Here is a 22,823-nt window from a genome sequence, read left to right as displayed (position 1 = left end):
AAATTCCTCATATGATCAACCGCATTCTCTTAATTGCACTCTTTCTTTGCAGCCTCCACCATGCTGAAGCGCAGACCGCCTTGAGTCCCAGCGTATTGAAATCGCTTCAGGTCCAGGAAGACTCCCTGAAGGTATTGTCGGACTCGCTGATCAATGCGGGTGACCCTGCCGTACGGCTCCGTGCAGACAGTCAGTTCGTCCGTACCCTGGTCCGGTCGTTAAAGATGAAGCACTCTTTTTACTATCCTTTTGACAGCCTGGAGAGCATCTCGCGTTTGTATGCGCCGGACAGCACTTTCCGCATCATCACGTGGCAGTATAAAAAAGACGATCTGTTGTTCCTGCAGGAAGGCGCTATCCAGATGAACCAGCCGGATGGATCCCTGAAACTCTATCCCCTGTTCGACGTCAGCATGTTTACCGCCAGGCCGCTGGATTCCGTGAGAACAAGGCGTAATTGGATCGGGGCGATATACTACCGCATTATCGAAAAATCTTACAATGGGATCAACTATTATACATTGATAGGTTTCGACGATTTCACCCGCAGCAGCAACAAGAAATGGATGGAAGTGCTGACTTTTTCCCGGAGCAATGGGGAGCCTATGTTCGGGGGACCTTATTTTTCATTCCAGGACGATTCTGTTCGACGCCGTACGCAATACCGTTTCAACATCGAATATAAAAAGGATGCCGCCACCCGGTTTAATTATGATCCCAACATGGACATGGTCATGTTCGACCACCTGGTGCCCGAAGGGGATGAGCCGAACAGGAAGGACTCGTACATCCCCGATGGAGATTTCGAAGGATTCAAATGGCAGGACGGTATGTGGGTGCATGTGGAGAAGAAGATCCTCGAATATAAACTGAAGGATGGACAGTTCCCGCAGGAGCAGAAGATCCTGGACGAGAGCGGAGGGATCAACGAGCAGAAGCTCCAGGAGCAATCCGAAAAGAATATCCAGGAGGGCGAAAAGGCAAAAACGACCGCACCTGCAAAGCCGGTGAAACCGAAGAAAAAACCAGGCAATTAGTGCCCCAGCAGCCTGCTCTTGGCGCGCTGGTATTCCTCTTCCGACAAAGCGCCTTTCTGCTTCAGATCGAATAATTTCTCCAGTTCCGCAGCGATATTGGACGAGGTGGTATGCGCCTGCTGCGCCGGATGCGCTCCCGGGTGGCCCTGTCCGATAGACTCATTGAATGCTGCCGCCATTTGCCTTGCCTGTGCGGTGGATTGAAGGGTTTTGTAATCTGATTGTGCGGCTGTGATGGTATCTTTCAGCCTGCGTGGATGACTGACATTGAAATAATCGGTGGCACCTACTTCGGCAGCCGTCTGGATCTCCACATGACCATAGTTGAACAGCCGCCCCATCGGCGTCATGTCGTAAGATACGTTGTTGATCTTATCCAGGGGGCTTTCCTTGGCATAGTGGCTCAGCAGTCCGGATTCGTCGATGACCCGGAAATTGGTCACTACCCAGATATTGACCTTCCAGACGAAGTACTTCCAGCAGCCGTACAGGATACCCAGAACGGCCGCGATCCATCCGTAGTGATCGATAAAGCCGATGAAGTACGAGGCGACGATCCCTGCCAGGGCGATGAAAAAGGGCAGGATCAGCAAAGTCCAGCTGCTGTACGTCACAAGTAGGATCTTTTCTCCATTTTGAATCGGGGTGCGCATGGGATGGCTATTAGGTAGTGAAATTATGGAATTTTCGGGCGCTGCGGAAAGGCAGTTTACCTGTAGCAGGATTGTCTGTTCAGCATCTCCCGGATCGTCTGTTCCCATTTCGTTTGTGCGGCGGGGATCTGTCCGTGATTGGTCTCTCCGTCATATACCTCCTGCTGCTGCTGGGCTTCCCTGTCTTTCTGCCTGTACAGCTGCTCCAACTCCTTCATATAGTTCTGCGTGGTAAAGGTGAAATGGCGGATGGTGTCAGCCAGCTCGCAGCCTTTTATGGCCGTGATATTGAAATGCTGCTGTTCATGCTGCAGGGTGCGGGCATTGCGGCTGTTTGCGCGGCACCAGGATCGCCCCTTATCGAAGAAAGGGACGATGGTGACGGTGACCTTTGTCTGCCCATATTGCGTTTGCAGGCTGGTCCTGACGTCCAGGCCGCTGTTGGTGGCGGCGGCGGCCCGGCTGAGCTCATCCGGCCTGCCCCTGAAATCATCCAATGTGAGGGGGCGTCCACGCGTCCAGGCTATCCTGTCCGTATCGGCGGCGTCCGCCAGGATCTCCACCTCCATCTCTACGGAAGGACCTTTGAGTGCCGCCTTCAGCTGCGCCTGGTTCTGACCTGCCCATGTGTCGAACTGCTGGAGCATATCATCCAATCCACGCCGGATCAGCTCTTCCACATAGCGGGAGGCATCCAGGGTCGCTTGCACCGTATTGCTGCCTTTGTATTCCACGATCTTACCTGCGGCATTGTAAAACGCGATGTTCATCCGCACTTCAGACTCGGCTTTCAGGCCTCCTGTCTTTTCTGCAACTTCCAACTGAACGATGTGCAGGCTGATCGGTATGGTATGCGTGTCGGCTGTAAGGTTGGCCTTGAAGAAATTAAAAAAGGCTGCGGCAGCACCGCCGGGTAAGTTGAGTGAAACAGATTTTTTGCTGAAGACGCCGGAACGGACAGATCCAATGGTGGTGGTGTCGGAACGGTCGTCCTTAATTTCTGCGATATAATAATGCTGCAAGCGGGCTTTCAGCTTCTCCTGCTTGAAATTGATGATCTTCGTTCCCTGGGCGTGGCTCAGCCAGGAGCTTGCCAGCAGGAATAAAAGAAGGAATATCTTCTGCATAAATAGGGGTGCATTATTCATCCAGTTTCAGGACGGCGAGGAATGCCTCCTGCGGTACCTCTACGTTGCCGATCTGGCGCATACGCTTTTTACCTTCCTTCTGCTTCTCCAGCAGCTTGCGTTTGCGGCTGATATCACCACCATAACATTTAGCAGTGACGTCTTTGCGCAGGGCGCTGATGGTCTCACGGGCGATGACCTTGGCGCCGATGGCAGCCTGGATGGCTATCTGGAATTGCTGGCGGGGCAATAGCTCCTTCAGTTTTTCGCAGAGCTTTCTTCCGAAATCGGCACTCCGGCTGCGGTGTATCAGGGCGCTAAGCGCATCCACCTTATCGCCGTTGAGCAGGATATCCATCTTCACAATATCGCTGTCCTTTTTACCAATGGGATGGTAGTCGAAGGAAGCGTAGCCGCGTGTCTGGCTTTTCAGCTTGTCATAAAAGTCGAATACGATCTCTGTCAGCGGCATCTCGAAGATCAGCTCAACCCTGGTAGTGGTAAGGTAGCTTTGATTGATGAGCATGCCTCTTTTGCCCAGGCAGAGGGTCATGATATTGCCGATATAGTCCGGCTTAGTGATGATCTGTGCCTTGATATAGGGTTCTTCAATTCTATCGATGCGGGTGGGATCGGGCATTTCGGCGGGATTGTTCACGATGATCTCCTCCCCTTTGTTGGTATGAGCCACGAAGCTCACGTTGGGGACAGTAGTGATCACGGTCTGGTTGAATTCCCGTTCCAGCCTTTCCTGGATGATCTCCATGTGCAGCATGCCGAGGAAGCCGCAACGGAACCCGAAGCCAAGGGCCTGTGAGGTCTCCAGCTCGTAGGTCAGTGAGGCGTCATTCAGCTGCAGCTTATCCATGCAGTCCCTTAATTCCTCGAAGTCGTCCGTTTCCACCGGGAAGATGCCGGCGAACACCATTGGCTTCACTTCCTGGAACCCCTGGATCATTTGCGGATTGGGATTGCTGGCCAGGGTGATGGTATCGCCCACTTTCACTTCTTTGGCGTTCTTAATGCCCGTGATGATATAGCCTACATCGCCCGTCTTCACTTCCGGCTTCGGGTCGAGCGTGAGCTTGAGGATACCCACTTCATCCGCCCCGTATTCCAGATCGGTGGACACGAATTTTACGATATCTCCTTTTTTGATGCTGCCGTTGAGGATACGGTAGTAGACGATGATACCCCGGAAGGAGTTGAAGACGCTGTCAAAGATAAGGGCCTGCAACGGTGCATCGGGATTGCCTTCCGGCGGCGGTATCTTCTCGATGATGGCATCAAGTATTCCCTGGACTCCCAGGCCAGTGCGCGCACTCGCCAGCAGGATATCTTCCGGCTTGCAGCCGATGAGCTCGATGATCTGGTCCTTTACCTCTTCCACCATGGCGCCGTCCATATCGATCTTGTTAATGACGGGAATGATCTCCAGGTCATTCTCAATAGCGAGGTAGAGGTTGGAGATAGTCTGTGCCTGGATACCCTGGGTAGCGTCTACCAGCAGCAGGGCGCCTTCACAGGCGGCCAGTGCGCGGCTGACCTCATAGCTGAAGTCCACGTGACCCGGCGTATCGATCAGGTTCAGAATATATTTCTGTCCATTATGGGGATAATTGATCTGGATGGCGTGGCTCTTAATGGTAATGCCCTTCTCTCTTTCCAGGTCCATATCGTCCAATACCTGGGCCTGCATATCCCTTTCGGATATGGTGTGGGTCATTTCAAGCAAGCGATCTGCCAGGGTACTTTTACCATGGTCAATATGAGCGATGATGCAAAAATTCCGGATGTTCTTCATTGCCGTGCAAATGTACGATTTTAGTGCCTTAAATTGCTTATTTTCACCACAAATTACCGGTATGGCTACCGAACTCACCACCTTATTCGAACAGGCAGCTGCGGACAGCAAAGAGCTGAGCGAACGCCCTAGTAACGAGACACTACTGCAGTTATATTCCCTTTATAAACAAGCTACGGAAGGAGATGCGACGGAGGACGGTCCATCCAATCCTTTCGATTTTGTCGCCAAAGCAAAACACGAGGCCTGGGCAGCGCTGAAAGGCAAAGGAAAGGAGGCGGCCATGCAGCTGTACATCGACCTGGTCAATAAGCTGAAAACCTGAGCTCAAGGCAATCCTTTGCGGAGAAAGCTATGCAACATCTTCACATCGGCCTTGCGGATCAATAATATTTCTCTTGCATGGAAAGGGAAAGCCTTTCTGAATATCCAAAGGTCATAAGCCAGGGACAGTATGCTGGACAAGCTGAAGGCGATGGCCGTCCTTTCCGGGCTTGCGGGGCCGTTGAGCAGGAAGAAGAACAGGGGCATGCCAAGCAGCTGGATGCAGGCGCTGACGAGGTTGTAACGGATATGGCCGCTGCCGAAGAACCAGGCCGTAAAGAAGCCGGAGGAGCATACGGCGAACAGCCCCAGGATAAACCCATTGAAGATACCCGCCATCCTGTCGAAGCTGGGCCCAAACAGCAAAGGGAAAAGCCATGGACCGCCAGCCGTGGCGACAAGGCAGAAGGCCAGGACAACGGTATTGGACAACCGCACCAGTAACAGGAGGTAGGCTTTCATTTTTGCTCGCCCCTCGCCTACGCCCGCCACCAGGGCAATGAACGGATAGTAGGTAAAGGACATGGCCAGCCCCAGGTATTCCACGATCTTATACGCCTGGATATAGTTGCCTTGCCAGTGAGGCGAAAAGAAATAGGGCAGCATATAGATGTAGAGCCGGGCGGCTATGAAGAATAGCAGGTTCGTTACAAAGGCCAGGAAGGAGAAGCGGAGGATCGTCTTCAGGGCGATCGGGTCGTGGCCAGCTCCGAAGGCCAGGTGAAACGAAAGCAGGAAAAGCAGGATGCCCTGGCCGAAGGAACTTATGAAATACAGGCAGAAAAGAAGGAAGATCAGCGACTGACCGGTGTAGCGGCTGCTGCAATAAAGACCGAGGCCCGCCAGCAGCACATTGAACACAAAAGCAATGCGCGCGGGAACATGATTCTTCCCTGCGGCGGTGAAGACGGCGCCTGCCAGGACCGTCAGCAGCCCCCCTGCGATATGCAGACCGGAGAGCAGCAGCACCTGTGCCAAGCCGAGATGCGCATAGCGGGAAGAAGATATGGCCAGCAGAGATAGGCTGATCAGGAGCGCCATGCCAGTGACGGCAAGCATGATGCGGCGGGCGGTGGCGCCATCCATTTCCTTCCGCGACAGATAGTAATTCAGGCTGATGTCCAGCCCCAGGGTACTGCAGCTGATGATCAGGGAGAGGAAGTACACCAGGGAATAGAACTCTGCTGCGACGGAAGCATGCAGGGCGCGGGCGAAAATAATATTGACAAGGAAGGAAGTGAGGAACTGAAGGCTTTTCCATTGCAAGCTCTGGTACAGGATCTTCCCGACGGGCATAGGCAGTGGCGGTTTAAGCGGTGTGGTGAGTGCGGTTGCTGCACATCAGGCCATAGGCATCAATACATTGGGTGCATTGTTCAGGCAGATCCTTCCCCAGGCGGTGGGACTGCCGGAACTTCTTAAACGCCGGATGGCGGTAGATCTGCAGGGGATCGTCCTTCAGGATATTCCCGAAAATGACGGGCGCGTGGCGGACTGTTTTGCCCCAAAGGGTGAATGGCGTACTGACGGCCAGGAAATCACAGGGCGCCACATTGCCGTTGATATCTACAAAGAAAGTTTCCGTGGACTGACAGCCCGTGGTGACAGGTGACAGGCGGGGCATGCTGATGTTCATGCGATGGTCCTTGGCTCTTTTCACGGCTTCGTCAAAAAGTTGCTGCGCTTCAGGATTACCTTCGGGCGTATAGAGGGCGAGGGGTTCCAGGCTGCTGGTGAAGCTGAGGATATTGCTGACGTAGATCTGCTTTACTCCCAGCCCGTGGACGAAGTCGACGTAGTCAGGCAGCTCCCGGATATTGTCCCTGTGGGCCACGAAGGTAACGGCGAGTTTGTCCTTGAGCCCGGATCCGCGAAGCAGGCGGATCGTCTCTATGATCTTTTCGAAAACCACTTCCGTCTTGAAATCTTCCACCGTTTTTTTGGTATAGCCGTCCAGGGAGATATTGACCTCTGAAATGGGGTATTGCTCCAGGCGGGCGATCTTTTCCGCCGAGAGCTCCATGGTATTGGAGAGAAATGGGAACTGCATGCGGGGATTGATCTCCAGGATCAGGTCCATCATTTGGAACAGGTGTTTGTTCAGGATGGCCTCGAAAGTGGAAAAATTAAAGAAGGAAGCATGCTGGATCATTGGGCGGAGCCTTTCTGCGAAAAGGACGAACTCATTGAATTTCATTATCTTAATTACGCCGTCATGGATCTCTGTCCGGTAGTCATTGATAAAGCAGTGCTTACACTTGAGGTTGCAGGCGCTCACCGTCTGAATGCTGATGGAATAAGGATAATTAGTAATATATTTCCGGAGGCCCAGCGTTACTCTTTGAGTAAGCTGGCCCCTGGGTATCTTTTTCACTTTCCGAACCGCAATCTTAATTGCTGTCAGCATATCATAAAGATAATCAACAATCCTTACTTCAAAGACTCTATAATTTTCAGAAAATCAGCTGCTACCAGCGAGGCGCCCCCCACCAGGCCACCATCCACATCCGGCCTGCTAAACAGCTCTTTGGCATTCCCCGCCTTGACGCTGCCGCCGTAGAGGATGGGAATGGCATCGGCTACCTGACTGCCATATTTCGATGCCAGCTGCCGGCGGATGCAGGCATGCATTTCCTGGGCCTGCTCTGCGGTAGCTGTTTTGCCGGTGCCAATGGCCCAGATGGGTTCGTAGGCAATGACGATCCTGCTGATCTCTTCCGCGGAAAAATGGAAGAGGGACTCTTTCAGTTGCGCCTCCACGTAACTCTCCTGCGCATCGACCTCCCGGATACTGAGGGGTTCGCCGCAGCAAAAAATGGGGGTAATACCCAGCTCCAGGCATCGCTGGGTCTTGGTAGCCAGGGATTGATTGTGTTCGGAAAAATATTCTCTTCTTTCGCTGTGCCCCAGGACACAATAGCCGATGTTGATGGATTTGAGCATTTCGGCCGATACCTCCCCCGTGTAGGCGCCGGCGGGCTGATCGGAGCAGTTCTGAGCCGCAGCTGCATAGTTCTTCTTACCGGACAGCTTGGTCTGGGCCATGATGAGGTAAGGGAAGGGAACGGCAAAGACAGCGTACTGGTGGTCAGCCAGCCCGATATTCCCCTTCAGGATTGTATCCAGTAGTTCTTCTCCCTGTTGGTAAGTAAGATTCATCTTCCAGTTAGCGGCCGCAATTTGCTTTCTCATTGATGGCGTAATTTGATTTATTATTTTTCAAAAATATATTTTAACTTCTGTATTTCAGCATCGGTCAGTGCATGACCTTTTAATCTTTTCCAGCCGGCGATATCCCGGAGGGCTTTTTCCAGGTCGTATTTTGGCGAGGAGCCATAGCCCCAGCTGAAGCTGGGTATGTGTTTGGGCGTCAGTCCTTCCCCAAAGATATTACAACAGACGCCTACGACGGTGCCCGTATTAAAAGAGGTGTTGATGGCGCTGCGGGAATAATCGCCCATGAACAGTCCGCATTTCGTGCCGGCGGCTATGTATTGGCCGGTGGGTTCATCCCATACTCTTATGGCTGCGGCATTGTTCTTCAGGTTGGAGTTGGAGGTGCCCGCGCCCAGGTTGCACCACTCCCCTATTACGGAGTCGCCCAGGTAGCCGTCATGACCTTTGTTGGAGAAGCCGAAGATGACGGAGTTCTTGATCTCTCCGCCGGCGACGCTGTAGGGCCCGATTGTCGTGGCACCATAGATCTTTGTCCCCATTTTGACCGTGGCACCCTCACAAAGGGCAAAGGGCCCGCGGATGAGCGCCCCTTCCATGATCTCGGCGCGTGCGCCGATATAGATGGGACCTGTGGAAGCGTTGAGGATACAGTGCTGCAGGATGGCGCCTTCCGCTATAAAGATGTTCTCTGGAGCAATGGCTTGTACGGAGGGAGGAATGGGCTGGGAAACGGCGCCGCTGGTGAGGAGCGTGTAGTCATCCACGAGGGCTTCGGCGTTGAACTGGAAAATATGCCAGGGGCGGGTAAGTCGGGGGATCCAGTGCAGGATACCCCGTGCGCCTTGCTGTTCCTTCTCCCGAATGGTAAGAATACCGATACGTATATCTGCGATGGCCCGGGTGGCCGTAAAAGGGAACAGCGTGTCATCCATGGGGTAAAACTATAAAATTATCGCATCGGGGATGGCGTATCCTTAAAAAAAATCCCTTCCGTTGCGGGAAGGGATAATAGATTATAGAAGAACCAGGAATTACTTGGTTTTCTTTTCGTAACGCTTTTTGAATTTGTCGATACGTCCGGCAGTATCCACCAGTACATTCTTACCAGTGAAGAAAGGATGGGACGTATTGGAAATTTCCAATTTGATCAGGGGGTATTCGTTGCCGTCTTCCCACTTTATTGTTTCCCTGGAGCTTGCGCCGCTGCGGCTCAGGAAAGAATAGCCATTACTCATGTCTTTGAAAACAACGAACCGATAGTTATTCGGATGGATACCTTTTTTCATAATTAGTTCTATTTAAAGGTTGTACGGATTTGGCCGTACGGTTTATTTAAGTTGGCAAAATTACGGGTAATTAGCGGGGAAAACAAATATTTCTCCCTTTTAGCTCCTCATATTGACATATTGCAAGGGAATGCCCAGGTTTGCCCCATTGCAAAGCTTGATAATGGCCTGGAGGTCATCGATCTTTTTGGCGGTGACCCGGACCAGGTCATCCATGATGGCGGCCTGCACCTTGAGCCCCGAGTCCTTTATGAGCTTAACGACCTTTTTTGCATCTTCCTGTTTCAGGCCGTTGCGAACGGGCACTTCCTTTTTCGTGATCTTTCCGCTGGGGTAGGCTTCCTTGCTCATGTCGAAGGCCAGTGCATCCAGGCCCTGCTTCATGCTGCGGCTGATCAGCACATCGGTGATCTGGGTGATCTTCATGTCGCTTTCCGCTTCCAGCTTGATCTTCATTTCCTTTTTGTCCAGGTCGATGACGACGGGAGAATCCTTAAAGTCAAAGCGATTGGTGATCTCTTTCTTAGTCACGTTGACTGCGTTGTCCAATGTCTGAGGATCGACTTTGCTGACGATATCAAAAGATGGCATTGTAAGAAGTTGAGAGGCAAAGCTAAGGAAAAAGCTTTGAGCTACGAGCTTCGAGCTATGAGTGGACTTAATAAGTCCTTGGCTCGCAGCTCACAGCTCACGGCTCACGGCTAATTATTGCCCCCCGTTTTCACCCTGCTTTCCTCTTCGCCCGCACCGGTGGTCCTGTGGCGTGCCGGGACTTTCAGGGGCTTGCCAAAACGGTAGCTGAAGGTCAGGCTCACCTGGCGGCTGTCCCTGTAGTTATGGAAAGTAGCCTCTGTCTGCTGGAAGTTGAGGTAGCCGTGGGGTTTATTGCTGTACAGGAAATCCCGGATGCCCAGCTTGATACTTGCCTTGTCCTGCAACAGCTTCTTCGACACGGCGGCGGTGGCCTGTCCCAGTGAGTAGATGACGACCTGTCCTTCCACGCCCTTGGTGCGGTACCAGCCGGAGACCTCGGCGCTCCAACCGTTGGAGAAAGTGAATTGGTTGTTTACGTTCAGCGTAAGCGTCGTCGCGTCCACACTGATGGGTTCTCCATACAATACTCCATTAAATTTGGTATAATTGACATTGCCATACAGGATGGACATCCACCATTTTGTAACATGCAGCTGTGCGCTGACGGCGATACCTGCGTTCTGGCGGCTGCCGATATTGCCATTGCGGAGGATGGTAGCACGGCCCGACTGCTCGAAGGTCTCCGAAAAGAAATCTTTGGTATAGCTATAATTGAGGGTGGTGGAAAGAAAACCCGCATAGGTATGGGACAGCTCTACATTGTGGGAGAACTGGGGCTGGAGGAAAGGGTTACCTGCCTGATAGGTATATTGGTCCAGGAAGAAAAGGAAAGGGTTCAGGTCCTGGTAGGCGGGACGATCGATCCGGCGGCCATAGTTGACGGAAAGCTGGTTCTTTTCATTGGCCTGGTAGCTGAAATACAGGGTGGGGAAAAAGCTGAAATAGTTGCGGGAGAAGATGGAATCCTTGTTGATGACGGAGATACCGTTGCCCAGCTGATGACCGCGGTAGTTGGTATTCTCCACGCGGAGCCCTCCCTGGATGCCCCATTTCCCGTATTGCTTGTTCAGATTGATATAGGCCGCGTTGATATTTTCCCGGTAAAGAAAATGGTTGGTCTTGGCCGTATCCACTTCCGGGTTGTTGTTGATGATGTTGAAGTAGTTGGCCATATTATCCGTGTTGACATAGCTGGATTTGACGCCAGTCTCCAGCTTGAGATCCTTGGCCAGTGGATGGGTATAGTCCGATTTAAATGTATAGATATTGATGGTGCTGGGCAGGTTGCCTGTGAGGACGGTCTCCGTCTTATCGTCCTTGCGGGGGTAGGTAGTTATATTATCGAAATGCTGATCGCTTTGAGAGGAATAGCGGACATAGTCCAGATCGACCGTCCATTCTCTTCCTGTGGAGTCGAACTGATGACGGAAATTGAGGTTAACGGAGCCGTTCTTCCAATTGTTTTTGGAAACGCTGGTAGAGTTGACCATGGAGTCCACTGCATTATGCGCGTCTTTCAATAAAATATCGCTGGTGGTGAAATTGTTCTCTTTATTCTGGAAGCCGCTGACCACAAATCCAAGGGTAGTCCTGTTGGACAGGAAATAATCCATACCGAACTTGAGGTTCATTTGGGGATTGGCGAAATGGATCTCGGTGCCTTGCGAGAAGATAGAGTTCACGACCCTGGTCGGGCCCGGATCAAGGTACGTACGCCCGATATCCAGGTGTTGAAAGCCTTCCCAGCGGGAATAGCCACCGTTGAGGAAGAAGTTGGCTTTCCCATTGCGATAGTTGAGGTTGAGGCTGCCGCTTGGTTTGGGATAGACGCCCTGGGTATGGGTGAGATTGACACTGCCATTGAAGCCTTTCGTTTTATTCTTCTTTGTTTTGATATTGATGATCCCTGAATTACCGGCGGCATCATATTTTGCCGAAGGGTTGGTCATCAGCTCGATCTGGTCGATGGCGGATGCAGGGAGGCTTTTCAGATAGCTGGTCAGCTGGGCGGCCGACAGATAAGTGGGTTTGTTATCGATCATTATGGTGACACCTTGCTTACCTTTCAGGCTGATGTTGTCGTCCTTGTCCAGGGTGACGCCTGGTGACCTTTCCAATACGTCCAGGGCTGTGGAGCCGGCATTGGCTGGAGATGCGTCCACATTGACCACCATACGGTCAGCTTTTTGTTCGATCAGGGGTTTTTTGCCAACAACGGAGACTTCCTGTAGATTCTTAGAGGCCGCAGACAGGGCCAGGGAGCCAAGGGCGACGGAGGCCTGGGCGGCGGAAACCTCGAATAGGGGGGAATACCGGATGTCGTGGCCCACGCTGCTGGCCGAAACCAGGTATTTTCCTTCAGCGACCTTTTCAAAGACATACCGGCCCGTTTTGTCGGTGACGGTCTGGTGGACCCGGGACGAGTCACCGGCATTTAATAAGGAAATGGTGGCGGCTTCGATAGGTTTGTGGTTGTCATCGGTGATCTCCCCGCTGATGCGGCCAGGCGCCTGGGCGGCAAGGGATAAGGACAAAAGTGTTGCGAAAAGTGCAGTCAGCAGGGTCTTAAAGCTGGTCATGGTCATTTATTTTATATTATTCAGTACTATTCGTAGGCAATTACAATACAAAGGTTAGTACTATTTATTACATAGTACATTGCTTTGTGTCGGATGGCTGATTTTGTTGATAATTGGTAAGTCAAACTTACCCAGAGAACGGGCAGGCGGATAATTTTTTAGATGTAGGGTTCGATTTTGTTGACGACAGGCATTGCTCGTAAAGAATAAGACGAGGATTTTGCCGGTAGGTTACAGGCAGCAAAAGAGGAATGATAAAAGGAAGTAATACGGGAAGGATGGCTAGGAGGCAGCGGCTTCCCGGGGCGGGTCGTTCTGTGGTGGACGGGATTTGAGTCTGAAATAAATGGTAGCCCCTGTGATAACCAGGAGCAGTGAGATGATCTCGGCCTGGGTGGGATGGATGCCGAAGATATCGTACTTGGAGTTGACACGGATCTTTTCAATGAAAAAGCGTTCGACCCCGTTGACAAAGAGGTAGACACCAAACAAAGTCCCGGGTACTTTCAATTTTTTGCGCAGGGACCAAAGCAGAAAGAAGAGGCCAAGGCAAACCAATGTCTCATAAAATGGGGTCGGAAAAACGGGAATAGGCAGCTGGCTGCAATAGGCGCCATCACAGCCGGGGATGCGTACGCCTTCGCTCACAACATTGTGTGGATAGGAATAGGCAAAGAACCAATCCGGCAGCCAGGACGGCGCTTTTACTGCCAGGTGGGGAATTTTATCCAGGCTGCCGAACTGAGGCAGGTAAACTTCTTTGTACTGCTCGGTAATGCGCTGAAAGTCACCGGGACCTGCGAGAGCAGCCTTTTCACCGATGTTCGTATAATAGGCGCTGTTCAGGATCCCCCAGTCGCCGTCACCGGATACCTGGCAGCCGATGCGTCCAAGGGCATAAGCCAGCATGAGACCGGGGGCCGCCGCATCGTTGAGGTACCAGAAACCGATGCCGTTCTTACGGGCATAGTACCAGATGGCCAGCGCCGCGCAAATCAGTCCTCCATAGAAAGTGAGGCCGCTGAAAGAAAAGAGCGAATCGATGGGATTTCTTACAAAGTCGTCCCATGTCTCCAGGCTGTTGAAGACCTTGGCGCCTGCGAAACCGAAGAGGGCGGCATAGATGGTGAGATCTCCTACCCTGTCATGTGGCCAGATACGGATCTTTTTCTCCTGCGGCTGCGGCAGTTTCTGTTTGTTCTTCTCATACCATTTCCAGCCGGCCATGAGAACGCCCAGGAAAACCCCTGCCGGAAGGCTGCCTTCGGTGGATTTAATAAAGTCCTGGGGATTGGCAGTCAATGGACTATTTGAAATAAAAAGACCGATAAGCTTATAGCCGAGCAGGAACCCGATGACAAAATTCAGCACCAGTTCGCCGGCGCTGGCGGGTTTGCCGATCAGCACCATTTGATCCCTGCCCTGGAGCAAACCTTCTCTTTCCTTCCGGAGCAATTCCCGGGACAGCGTGATCGCCGCTGCGATAAAGGAAAATGCTACAAAGAAGCCAAACGAATTAACGAACCGCAAAGGAGGCCACGATATTCCGAAAAGATCCTTGAAGGCGAAATAAAGGTTAGGATACATAAAAAAATTTAGGTGCTATGTGTGCATTGGGAGATCATAGCCGGGCACAAACGTACATTAAAAAGGGCAAACAACGAATATCCTGCCGAAAGAATGGAAGATGAAGTTGTTATATCAAAGTTTCCAAAAAAAATTAAAAATAAATTTTCCACAAATACTAAATTCTGGGGAATGCCGTTCCACACGAGTGTTCCACGGGGAACACTTTTTCCTTCAAATTTAGGCCACGTCAGCATTACGTTGATTATTCACAGCTGTGGATATTTTCTCATCGAAGAAACATGGTTTTCACAAGAACAGATCGGGTGTTAGGGTTATCCACAGGCGGTTGCTCCGGGAATGGGCGTTGAGGGATAATAGACTGCTGACTATACCACAAACAAAAAACCTTCCGGACGAACCGGAAGGTTTTTATTGCTATGATTAAAATCTGCTTGTTTAACAATACTCATTGAAAGCCCCGATCAGGTTCTGGGCGATCAATTGGGCCGGGCGGCCTTCGATCTGGTGACGCTCGATCATATGCACCAATTGCCCGTCCTTGAACAAGGCAATAGCCGGGGATGAGGGGGGATAGGGCAACAAATGCTGTCTTAATGTATTTACCGCCTCCATATCAAAGCCGGCAAAGCTGGTGGTCAGGAAATCCGGTTTTTTAGCGGTGTTGGCCACGGCCATCAGCACGCCCGGACGGGCGGAACCGGCGGAACATCCGCATACGGAATTGACCATGACCAGGGTCGTGCCGGACTTTTTCAGCTGGTTCTCTACTTCTGTGGAAGTCAGTAGCTCTTCGAACCCATTATCTGTGAGTTCTTCTTTCATCGGTTGTACTATTTCTGCTGGATACATTTTTATATGCTATTTAAAAGTTGATTTGGCGCTGTGACCAAGTGCCTATTGTAAACACAAAAATAAACAAAAAGTTGCGTAGCGGCCCAAATCGGAATAAATGTCACCATAAGTTGGCTTCAAATGCAATAATGTCACCTTAAACCTGGTATTTGGGATGCAAACCCGTCAAAAATTCCCAATAAAACATGTTTTTGGCCCATGGTACGTGGTTTGATCCCTCCTACCTGTCAAACAAAATTGATAAATCTAAAATAGGAACTCACTATGACACTCGTAAAAGTTAACAATCATCCCGCCAGGAACCTCTCCGGCTTAGTTGATGGATTTTTCCAGGATTTCCCCGCAACCTGGGGTCGTGAAAGCAATTTTGGTTTTCCCCCGGTGAACATCCATGAGACTAAGGATGCTTATCATCTGGAACTGAGCGCTCCAGGCCGTGCAAAAGAAGACTTTCAGCTTTCTGTCGACAAGGGCCAGTTGACCATCGCCTTTGAAAAGAAAGAAGAAACCAAGACGGAGGATTACAAGACAGTCCGGAAGGAATTCTCTTTCAAGAGCTTCAAGCGCACTTTTAACCTGGATGATCGCATCGATACCAATGGTATCCAGGCAAAATATGAAAATGGCGTCCTGAAGCTTCTCCTGCCCAAGAAAGAACAGGAAAAGGAAAGCACCAAACAGATCTCGATCCAGTAATCGGGTGGGCTTCAATGCCTAAAAGATATTAGAACGTTCATTTAGCAGTTGGTTTTGGTTTAGGCCCTCCCAGTCCTGGGAGGGCTTGTTTTTTTATACGCCGGCATGATATTGGCCTGTATATACGAAGTTGTGAAGGCGACGAATAAGGACTTTCTTTATTTGTTTTCCGGATTTTTAGCCTGATTGTTTTAATTTCGGGCTTCATTTACACCTAATTTTAGGCAACATCATCCAAGAATATGATTAAACCCGTGAAAGTTTTTCAGTTTTGGCTTTTGGTGGTAGGCTTGGCATTTTCCGACAGCGCATTTTCCCAGAATCCCGTTTTTCATATTCCCATGGCTATGTCCGATACGGGAAAGATCCGGGATGACTCCGCTTTGCGAATACGCAATCTCAACCCATACTTCACATTGCATGTAGATTCCACGCTTACTTATCAACTAGAGCTTAACCGGGACCCCAGCAAGTACTTCTTTTTTATGAAGAATGCACCGGTCGGCCTGAAGATCAAAGAAAATGGCTTGCTGACCTTCAAAGCAGATAAATCCTACTTCCTTTCCGGCAGGCTGAAATACGACAACGAATACAAGGTCAATATTGGCGTGCAAAATCTCAATAACCCGCAGGAACGGGTGGATACTTCCTTTACGCTGGTGTTTTTTACGACAGAGATCATGCCTTCCCATGTGAAGCCTACGGTAAGCAATGTCTTATATATGGACGAAGGGGATACCATCAGCTTCAAAGTGCAATGCGAGACGGGCACCTATCCCATCGAAGGCATCAACTTCTACTCCAACATACCGATCAAAACGAATTCCAGTATCAAAGGATGTAACGACGATTTTACCTGGAGCCCGCCTTATGACTTCGTAAAAGAGAGCGATTCCTCCAAAACGAAGCTTCTTATCCTCTACTTTGTCGGTACGAACAAGATCTTTATGCGCGACACGGCCACCATCCGCATCTATATAAAAGAAGCCCTGAACTACCCCTATATGAAGGAGGAATTTAGCCTGGCCATCCATAACATCAATACTTATATTCTCCGGCTGAAGTACGCTTTCTTTCAGCTGGACAAAAAGGTGAAGAAGACCAAGAATACTCGAACGGATTTCGATATGACCACCGCCACCACAGCGCTGGGCGGCACCATCTTCTCCTCGGCCGCCAGCCAGGATGCGAAAACTGCCGGCACGATATTACCCAGTGTCGGGGTTGCACTGGTACCTGTAAAAGAGGCGGTAGCCCCTACCCTTCAGGCGGAGCAGAACCAGGCGGGTCTTATCCGCAGCTCCATCAAGAGACTGGAGTATAGCATGCGGGACAATGCTCTCGTAGGAGAAAAAGACATGGAGATCGCCAAAAAAGTGACTGCCCTGAAAAATGAGCTGAAACAGACCCAGGTACAGCTGATTGACGTTCCGCTGGAGGAGACCAGCAGCATGACGGAGGAACAGCTGAACGCTTACTTTAACAATCCCAGGGTGAACAAAAAGTACAGGCTGAAAAGGAAATAGCGCCTGTGCGGCTATTCACACGCGCCCTTTTTCCGGGTATCCACGATATAAAGGATCTTCCAGACCCCATTTACACGGACCAGTTGAAAGGAGTCCACCCCGCAATGGAGCAGCGTGCCATTGTAGTAAAAATGGTAAGAGGCCCAGACGGCTGCCAGGGGGCCATCAATTTTCAGCGTTTCAATATGGATCTGTTCATCAGCGGCGCCTTTGGGAAGCCTACTGATGGCGGAAGCGAACTGGGTTACGGGATAGCTGCGGGCGCTTACTTTCCCGGCGCTGTCTACTACGATGGTCTGCAGTACCGCGCTGTCGTCGAAAGCGGCCACCAGCTGCGCACTATCCGCATTTTTCATCGCCGTAAATAATTGATTGACGGCTGTCCTGACGGAATCCTGCGCCGATTGGGCGCGGGCGCCGCCGATCGCCATCAGCAATGCGCAGGTGAGCAGGTATTTAAGGGCCATATGCAGATTTTAGGACACTATTTATACCCAAGTATCTTCAACATGCTCTGCGCCGTCTGTTCCTTGGCGTATACCCAGTCCACCAGTTTCCCATTCTTATCATGCCCTACAATGACATGTTTGGGAGAAGGGATCAGACAGTGCTTGATGCCGCCGTACCCGCTGATCTGGTCCTGGTAAGCCCCGGTATGGAAAAAGCCGACATACAGGGGTTCGCCATTAATGATCTTGGGCAGGAACACTTCATTAATATGCTCTTCCGAATCGTAATAGTCGTGGCTGTCACAGGTGATGCCGCCCAATACCACACGCTGATATTCCACATCCCATTTATTGATCGGCAACATGAGGAAGCGTTCCCCGATGCCCCAGGTATCAGGCAGCGTGGTGATAAAAGAAGAATCTATCATGTACCAGATCTCGCGATCGTTCTGCATCTTTTGTCCGATGACGCTGTAGATATGCGCCATGCTCTCTCCTACCGTATAGCTGCCGAACTCTGTGAAGATATGGGGCATGGGCACATTGCTGCGCTTACAGGCCTTTTTGATATTTCCCACGATCTCATTGATCATGAACTGGTAGTCATATTCGAAGCCCAGGGAATGCTTGATGGGAAAGCCGCCGCCAATATTGATGGAGTCCAGCTCGGGACAGATCTTCTTCAGCTGGCAGTACAGGTTGATGACCTTATTCAGCTCTGACCAGTAGTAGATATCATCCTTGATGCCCTTGTTGAGGAAGATATGCAGCATCTTCAGCTGGAACCTGTCTTCATTGCCCTCGATCTTGTCCACATAAAATTCCAGCACATCACGGGCCCGGAAACCCAAACGGGAGGTATAGAAAGGGAAATTGGGCTCTTCTTCAGCCGCCACCCGGATGCCCAGCTTGAAAGGAACTTTCACCGAGCGCTTGTATTGCTGCAGCTCCTCCTTATTGTCCAGGATGGGAACAACGTTCTTGAAGCCGCTGTTCAGCAGGGAGGCGATACGGCTGGTGTAGGGTTTCTGTTTAAACCCGTTGCAGATGATGAAGGTATCCTTCGTGATCTTTTTACGGGCGTAAAGTTTTTTGATGATCTCGATATCGTAGGCGTAAGAGGTCTCCAGGTGGATCTCATGATTCAGCGCTTCTTCCACAATGAAAGAGAAATGAGAGCTCTTTGTGCAATAGCAGTAATAATACTTCCCTTCATAGTGATGGCGCTTAATGGCGGCGGCGAACATCTTTTTCGCCTTCCGTATCTGCATCCCGATCTTGGGGAGATAGGTTAGCTTCATGGGCGTGCCATATTTATCGATCAGCGCTTTCAGGTCCAGGCCGTTGAATTGAAGGTAAGCATCTTTAACCTCGAATCCTTCCTGGGGGAAGTTGAAGGTTTGTGTCACCAGGTCGGTGTACGTATTGTTCATTGACTGGTCCAGGTTATATGGTATTTATCGGTTTATAAAAAAACTATGCAAATGTGAAGTTTTTTGGATAAATAATGGGGATTTTTTTTAGATGACCCCATAAAAAAACCGGCCCCTTTGGAGAGCCGGTGTATAATTGTGGTGCAATAAAACCTACTTAACGGAATCTACCAATTTCTTAAACGTTTCCGGCTCATTCATAGCCAGGTCTGCCAGCACCTTGCGATCCAGGCCGATGCCTTTCAGGGACAGCTTGTGGATGAAAGCGGAATAGGTCAGCCCCTCTGCACGGACAGCGGCGTTGATACGGGCGATCCACAGCGTGCGATATTCCCTTTTCTTTAATTTGCGGCCGACATAACGGTACTGAAGGCCTTTTTCCAATACGTTCTTGGCTACGGTGTAAACATTCTTACGTTTGCCATAGAAACCTTTTGCTTCTTTTAAGATGCGTTTTCTGCGTGCCCTGGAAGCAACAGCATTTACTGAACGTGGCATATCTTAACTAATTTTCAATTAATAAATAAAGTGCAAATAAGCATCAAGGCTTATTTATTTCAGTCTTAACAGACGTTTGACGAAATCCTGGTTAGCATGGTGCACAACACCTTTCTTATTGAGGCTGCGCTTACGTTTCTTAGATTTCTTGGTAAGAATGTGGCGTTTGAACGCACGTTGGAAGGTGATCTCTCCGGTGCCGGTGATCTTAAACCTCTTTTTGGCACTCGAATTCGTTTTGACCTTTGGCATTTTGAATGCTTTTTGCATGATACCCTGCTGGCGGATCCGCACAGGCGGAACACTTATGGAGCCGTTTGGGTAAACGGAGCGCAAAGGTAAGCCATAAAAATGAAAAAACCCGCCTTCCAGGCGGGTTTTTTATCGTAATAAGCCCGTTTAGGCGTTCTTTTCCTTCTTTTTCTGGGGTTTTGGCGCCCAGATCGCCAACATGCGCTTGCCTTCCATTTTGGGCATGCCTTCCAGCACGCCAGAGTCATTGAGGCGCTCGGCAAACTTCAGCAGCAGCAGCTCCCCCCTTTCCTTGAACTGGATGGCCCGTCCCTTGAACTGGACATAAGCCTTTACTTTATTACCATCTTTCAGGAACTTTTCGGCATGCTTCGCCTTGAAGTCGAAATCATGGTCATCCGTATTCGGCGTGAACCGGATCTCTTTTACTTCAGAGGCCTTGCTCTTGGCCTTCATTTCCTTTTCCTTCTTCTTCTTTTCGTAAAGGAACTTATTATAATCGATGATCTTACATACTGGAGGGTCTGCATTGGGAGAGATCTCTACCAGGTCGAGCCCTTGCTCCTGCGCCATTTTCAGCGCTTCCTGGAAGGAATACACTCCTACCTCTATATTCTCTCCCACCAGGCGTACCTGCGGTACCCTGATCATGTTATTGGTACGGTGTTCTTGTTGTTGTTCTTTCCTGAAACGTGGATTGAAATTACCTCTCGGAGGTCTCGGTGGAAATGCCATTTACAATTTTTAAGTTCAGCCTTCCCCCATTCTGAAGGCTTTAATTTTTTCGTTTTGTTTAACGACTCCTTTAGGGGTTGGGAGTCCTTTCTTTGATCTCTTTTCTGGCCTCAAGGATGAACTCGTCGATGGTCTTTGTGCCGAGGTCTCCTTTACCTTGCCTTCTCACTGCCACTTTCCCTTCCTGCATTTCCTTCTCTCCTATCACCAGCATATAGGGAACTTTCGCCAGCTCCGTGTCGCGGATCTTCTTCCCTATTTTTTCGCTGCGATCATCCACCTCAGCACGAATATCCGCATTTTTCAGGGAATCCAAAAGAGTTTGTGCATATTCCATGGACTTATCGCTGATCGGCAGGATCTTCACCTGCAACGGGGCCAGCCATAGGGGAAATTTCCCGGCAAAATGCTCCAAAAGGAACCCTATAAAGCGCTCGTGCGTCCCCAGGGGCGCCCGGTGGATAATGAGGGGCGTCTCTGGCTGGTTGTCCTTATTGGTAAAGGTCAGCTTGAAGCGGCGGCCCTGGGCGAAATCCACCTGGTTGGTGGCCAGGGTGAACTCCCGGCCAATGGTGCTCCAGATCTGCACGTCTATTTTGGGACCATAAAATGCCGCCTCATCCGCCACCTCCTTGAAGGGGGTATTGGTCCGGATCAGCACGTCCCTGACCAGGGCTTCCGTCTCTTTCCATAGTTCCGGCTCGTCTACATATTTCTTCCCCAGCTTCGCGGGGTCGTGGAGGCTCAGCCGCATGACATACTTATCAACGCCGAAGATCTTGAAATACTTCAGGTACATTTCGTTCACAGCCTTGAACTCCTCGTAAAACTGCTCTTTGGTGCAATAGATATGCGCATCGTTCATGTGCAAACATCGTACCCGCATGAGCCCGAACAGCTCGCCGCTTTGCTCATACCGGTAGCAAGTGCCATATTCCGCAAGCCTGTAAGGCAGGTCCTTATAGCTTTTCGGTTCAGCATCAAAGATCTTGTGATGATGCGGGCAGTTCATGGCTTTCAGGTAGTACTTCACCCCTTCCAGCTCCATGGGGGGGTACATGCTGTCCTGGTAATAAGGCAGGTGACCACTGGTGAGGTAAAGGCTCTCTTTTGCGATATGGGGGGTGACCACCCTTTTATATCCAGCCTTGTCCTCGCTTTCCTTGGCCAGCTTTTCCAGCTCCTCGATGACAATCCCGCCATTCGGCATCCATAAAGGAAGCCCGGGACCGACCTGGTCGTCGAACGTGAAAATCCCCAGCTCTTTACCCAATTTACGGTGATCCCTTTTCCGCGCCTCTTCCTGCAGGGCCTCGTATTCCTCCAGGTCTTTTCTGGCGGGGAAAGTAATGCCGTAGATGCGGGTGAGCATTTTGTTCTTTTCATCACCTTTCCAGTAAGCGCCGGCGATATTGGTCAGCTTCACCGCCTTGATGAACCCGGTATGCGGGATGTGCGGTCCCCGGCAGAGATCGGTGAACTGTCCCTGCGTATAGAAAGTTATCTCGCCATCCTGGAGGTTGCCCAGGAGGTCCAGCTTGTATTCGTCGCCTTTGTCGGTGAAATAGCCTATTGCATCAGCCTTGCTGATGTCCTTCCGCTGATAAGCCGTATTCTGTTTGGCCAGCTCGGCCATTTTAGCTTCCAGCTTCCGAAGATCCTCATCGGAGATCTGATGGCCGCCCAGATCCATATCATAATAGAAACCCGGAGGGTTTTCTGTGGCAGGTCCGACCCAGAATTTTACGCCGGGATACATTGATTCGATGGCTTCTGCCATCAGGTGGGCGGAAGAGTGCCAGAAAGTGGATTTACCTTCCGTGTCATCCCAGGTGAGCAATTTCAATGAAGCGTCCGCGGGAATAGGGCGTGTAGCGTCCCATACCTGTCCGTTGACATTCGCAGCTAAAACCTTTCTTGCCAATCCTTCACTGATGGACTTCGCTATGTCCAGCGCAGTGCTGCCGTAGGGATATTCCCTTACGGCTCCATCTGGAAAAGTGATCTTGATCATAAGGGTGCAAACCTACGCTAAAATGCTCAATTGTCAATGGAAGTAAGAGGGACCATATACTCATATCCAGTGCTGTTATGCAGTCGGTTAGGTTCTTCCCGTCCATTGAATTCCGGCTCGGCCGGAATCACTGAGACCATTGAAAAGGACATTATGCCCCGAAGTAAAAAGACATTGATCGCCAGGGAAATTCGCCA

22 protein-coding genes are annotated in these 22,823 nt (G+C 50.6%); 4 read left to right on the top strand and 18 right to left on the bottom strand.

Translation table 11 applies throughout. The features are described from left to right. Positions 1–11 precede the first annotated feature (11 nt). Positions 12–1,037, top strand: a complete 1,026-nt coding sequence (locus tag Q4E93_RS12760) for a hypothetical protein (protein ID WP_303585732.1) — start codon at positions 12–14, stop codon at positions 1,035–1,037. Here the strand turns inward: Q4E93_RS12760 and Q4E93_RS12755 are convergent. The 3 genes from Q4E93_RS12755 to lepA are packed head-to-tail and all read right to left on the bottom strand — an operon-like array spanning position 1,034 to position 4,621. Then, positions 1,034–1,690 (bottom strand): PH domain-containing protein, encoded by a 657-nt coding sequence (locus Q4E93_RS12755; protein ID WP_303585730.1) that lies wholly within the window; start codon positions 1,688–1,690, stop codon positions 1,034–1,036. The two genes, Q4E93_RS12760 and Q4E93_RS12755, sit on opposite strands and share 4 nt — an antisense overlap. Before the next feature lie 56 nt (positions 1,691–1,746). Next, entirely contained in the window at positions 1,747–2,817 is a 1,071-nt protein-coding gene (locus tag Q4E93_RS12750) for a hypothetical protein (protein WP_303585728.1), read from the bottom strand. A gap of 13 nt (positions 2,818–2,830) precedes the next feature. Then, a complete protein-coding gene (gene lepA, locus Q4E93_RS12745) occupies positions 2,831–4,621 on the bottom strand; it encodes a translation elongation factor 4 (protein ID WP_303585726.1) in 1,791 nt (596 codons plus the stop codon). A 61-nt stretch (positions 4,622–4,682) separates the two neighbouring features. Between lepA and Q4E93_RS12740 the strand changes: the two genes are divergently transcribed. Further along, positions 4,683–4,946, top strand: coding sequence for an acyl-CoA-binding protein (locus tag Q4E93_RS12740; protein WP_303585724.1), 264 nt, complete (start codon positions 4,683–4,685; stop codon positions 4,944–4,946). A gap of 2 nt (positions 4,947–4,948) precedes the next feature. Here the strand turns inward: Q4E93_RS12740 and Q4E93_RS12735 are convergent, their stop codons facing one another. The 9 genes from Q4E93_RS12735 to Q4E93_RS12695 form a co-directional block, all read right to left on the bottom strand. Continuing rightward, positions 4,949–6,241 (bottom strand): lipopolysaccharide biosynthesis protein, encoded by a 1,293-nt coding sequence (locus Q4E93_RS12735; RefSeq protein ID WP_303585722.1) that lies wholly within the window; start codon positions 6,239–6,241, stop codon positions 4,949–4,951. Positions 6,242–6,254: 13 nt separating this feature from the next. After that, on the bottom strand, positions 6,255–7,352 hold the full coding sequence (locus Q4E93_RS12730) for a radical SAM protein (protein WP_303585720.1): 1,098 nt from the start codon (positions 7,350–7,352) through the stop codon (positions 6,255–6,257). A 23-nt stretch (positions 7,353–7,375) separates the two neighbouring features. Next, positions 7,376–8,137 (bottom strand): triose-phosphate isomerase, encoded by a 762-nt coding sequence (tpiA, locus tag Q4E93_RS12725; RefSeq protein WP_303585718.1) that lies wholly within the window; start codon positions 8,135–8,137, stop codon positions 7,376–7,378. A gap of 20 nt (positions 8,138–8,157) precedes the next feature. Next, positions 8,158–9,054: a putative sugar nucleotidyl transferase gene (locus Q4E93_RS12720; protein WP_303585717.1), complete on the bottom strand. Its 897-nt coding sequence runs from the start codon at positions 9,052–9,054 to the stop codon at positions 8,158–8,160. A 99-nt stretch (positions 9,055–9,153) separates the two neighbouring features. Then, complete coding sequence (locus Q4E93_RS12715) at positions 9,154–9,408, bottom strand: type B 50S ribosomal protein L31 (RefSeq protein WP_303585715.1); 255 nt, start codon at positions 9,406–9,408, stop codon at positions 9,154–9,156. Between the two features lie 99 nt (positions 9,409–9,507). Continuing rightward, positions 9,508–9,999 carry a YajQ family cyclic di-GMP-binding protein gene (locus Q4E93_RS12710; protein ID WP_303585713.1) on the bottom strand — a complete coding sequence of 164 codons (492 nt, stop codon included), beginning with the start codon at positions 9,997–9,999 and terminating at the stop codon, positions 9,508–9,510. 110 nt (positions 10,000–10,109) lie between these two features. Then, entirely contained in the window at positions 10,110–12,581 is a 2,472-nt protein-coding gene (locus tag Q4E93_RS12705) for a TonB-dependent receptor (protein ID WP_303585711.1), read from the bottom strand. A 282-nt stretch (positions 12,582–12,863) separates the two neighbouring features. Next, positions 12,864–14,168 carry a prolipoprotein diacylglyceryl transferase gene (locus Q4E93_RS12700; protein ID WP_303585709.1) on the bottom strand — a complete coding sequence of 435 codons (1,305 nt, stop codon included), beginning with the start codon at positions 14,166–14,168 and terminating at the stop codon, positions 12,864–12,866. Positions 14,169–14,606: 438 nt separating this feature from the next. Further along, positions 14,607–15,020: a BrxA/BrxB family bacilliredoxin gene (locus tag Q4E93_RS12695; RefSeq protein WP_303585707.1), complete on the bottom strand. Its 414-nt coding sequence runs from the start codon at positions 15,018–15,020 to the stop codon at positions 14,607–14,609. 267 nt (positions 15,021–15,287) lie between these two features. Here Q4E93_RS12695 and Q4E93_RS12690 point away from each other — a divergent pair, with 267 nt between their 5' ends. Together Q4E93_RS12690 and Q4E93_RS12685 are read left to right on the top strand one after the other, a co-directional pair. Further along, complete coding sequence (locus Q4E93_RS12690; protein WP_303585705.1) at positions 15,288–15,719, top strand: Hsp20/alpha crystallin family protein; 432 nt, start codon at positions 15,288–15,290, stop codon at positions 15,717–15,719. Positions 15,720–16,066: 347 nt separating this feature from the next. After that, a complete protein-coding gene (locus Q4E93_RS12685) occupies positions 16,067–17,245 on the top strand; it encodes a hypothetical protein (protein WP_303585703.1) in 1,179 nt (392 codons plus the stop codon). 11 nt (positions 17,246–17,256) lie between these two features. On the opposite strand, the gene Q4E93_RS12680 is transcribed toward Q4E93_RS12685, so the two are convergent. From Q4E93_RS12680 to thrS, 6 genes are all read right to left on the bottom strand, one after another. Then, entirely contained in the window at positions 17,257–17,712 is a 456-nt protein-coding gene (locus tag Q4E93_RS12680; RefSeq protein ID WP_303585700.1) for a nuclear transport factor 2 family protein, read from the bottom strand. Between the two features lie 17 nt (positions 17,713–17,729). Further along, positions 17,730–19,127 carry a type III PLP-dependent enzyme domain-containing protein gene (locus Q4E93_RS12675; RefSeq protein ID WP_303585698.1) on the bottom strand — a complete coding sequence of 466 codons (1,398 nt, stop codon included), beginning with the start codon at positions 19,125–19,127 and terminating at the stop codon, positions 17,730–17,732. 153 nt (positions 19,128–19,280) lie between these two features. After that, positions 19,281–19,625: a 50S ribosomal protein L20 gene (rplT, locus tag Q4E93_RS12670; RefSeq protein ID WP_303585695.1), complete on the bottom strand. Its 345-nt coding sequence runs from the start codon at positions 19,623–19,625 to the stop codon at positions 19,281–19,283. Between the two features lie 54 nt (positions 19,626–19,679). Further along, entirely contained in the window at positions 19,680–19,877 is a 198-nt protein-coding gene (gene rpmI / locus Q4E93_RS12665; RefSeq protein ID WP_303586314.1) for a 50S ribosomal protein L35, read from the bottom strand. A 147-nt stretch (positions 19,878–20,024) separates the two neighbouring features. Next, positions 20,025–20,612: a translation initiation factor IF-3 gene (gene infC / locus Q4E93_RS12660; RefSeq protein WP_303585693.1), complete on the bottom strand. Its 588-nt coding sequence runs from the start codon at positions 20,610–20,612 to the stop codon at positions 20,025–20,027. A 70-nt stretch (positions 20,613–20,682) separates the two neighbouring features. Next, positions 20,683–22,626, bottom strand: coding sequence for a threonine--tRNA ligase (thrS, locus tag Q4E93_RS12655; protein ID WP_303585691.1), 1,944 nt, complete (start codon positions 22,624–22,626; stop codon positions 20,683–20,685). Positions 22,627–22,823: the final 197 nt, after the last annotated feature.

Source organism: Flavitalea plasmicola (genome assembly GCF_030546645.1).
In the GTDB taxonomy this organism is placed as follows: Bacteria; Bacteroidota; Bacteroidia; order Chitinophagales; family Chitinophagaceae; genus Puia.
Note: the sequence above shows the minus strand (reverse complement) of the source record. Positions and strands in the feature narration are given on the sequence as shown.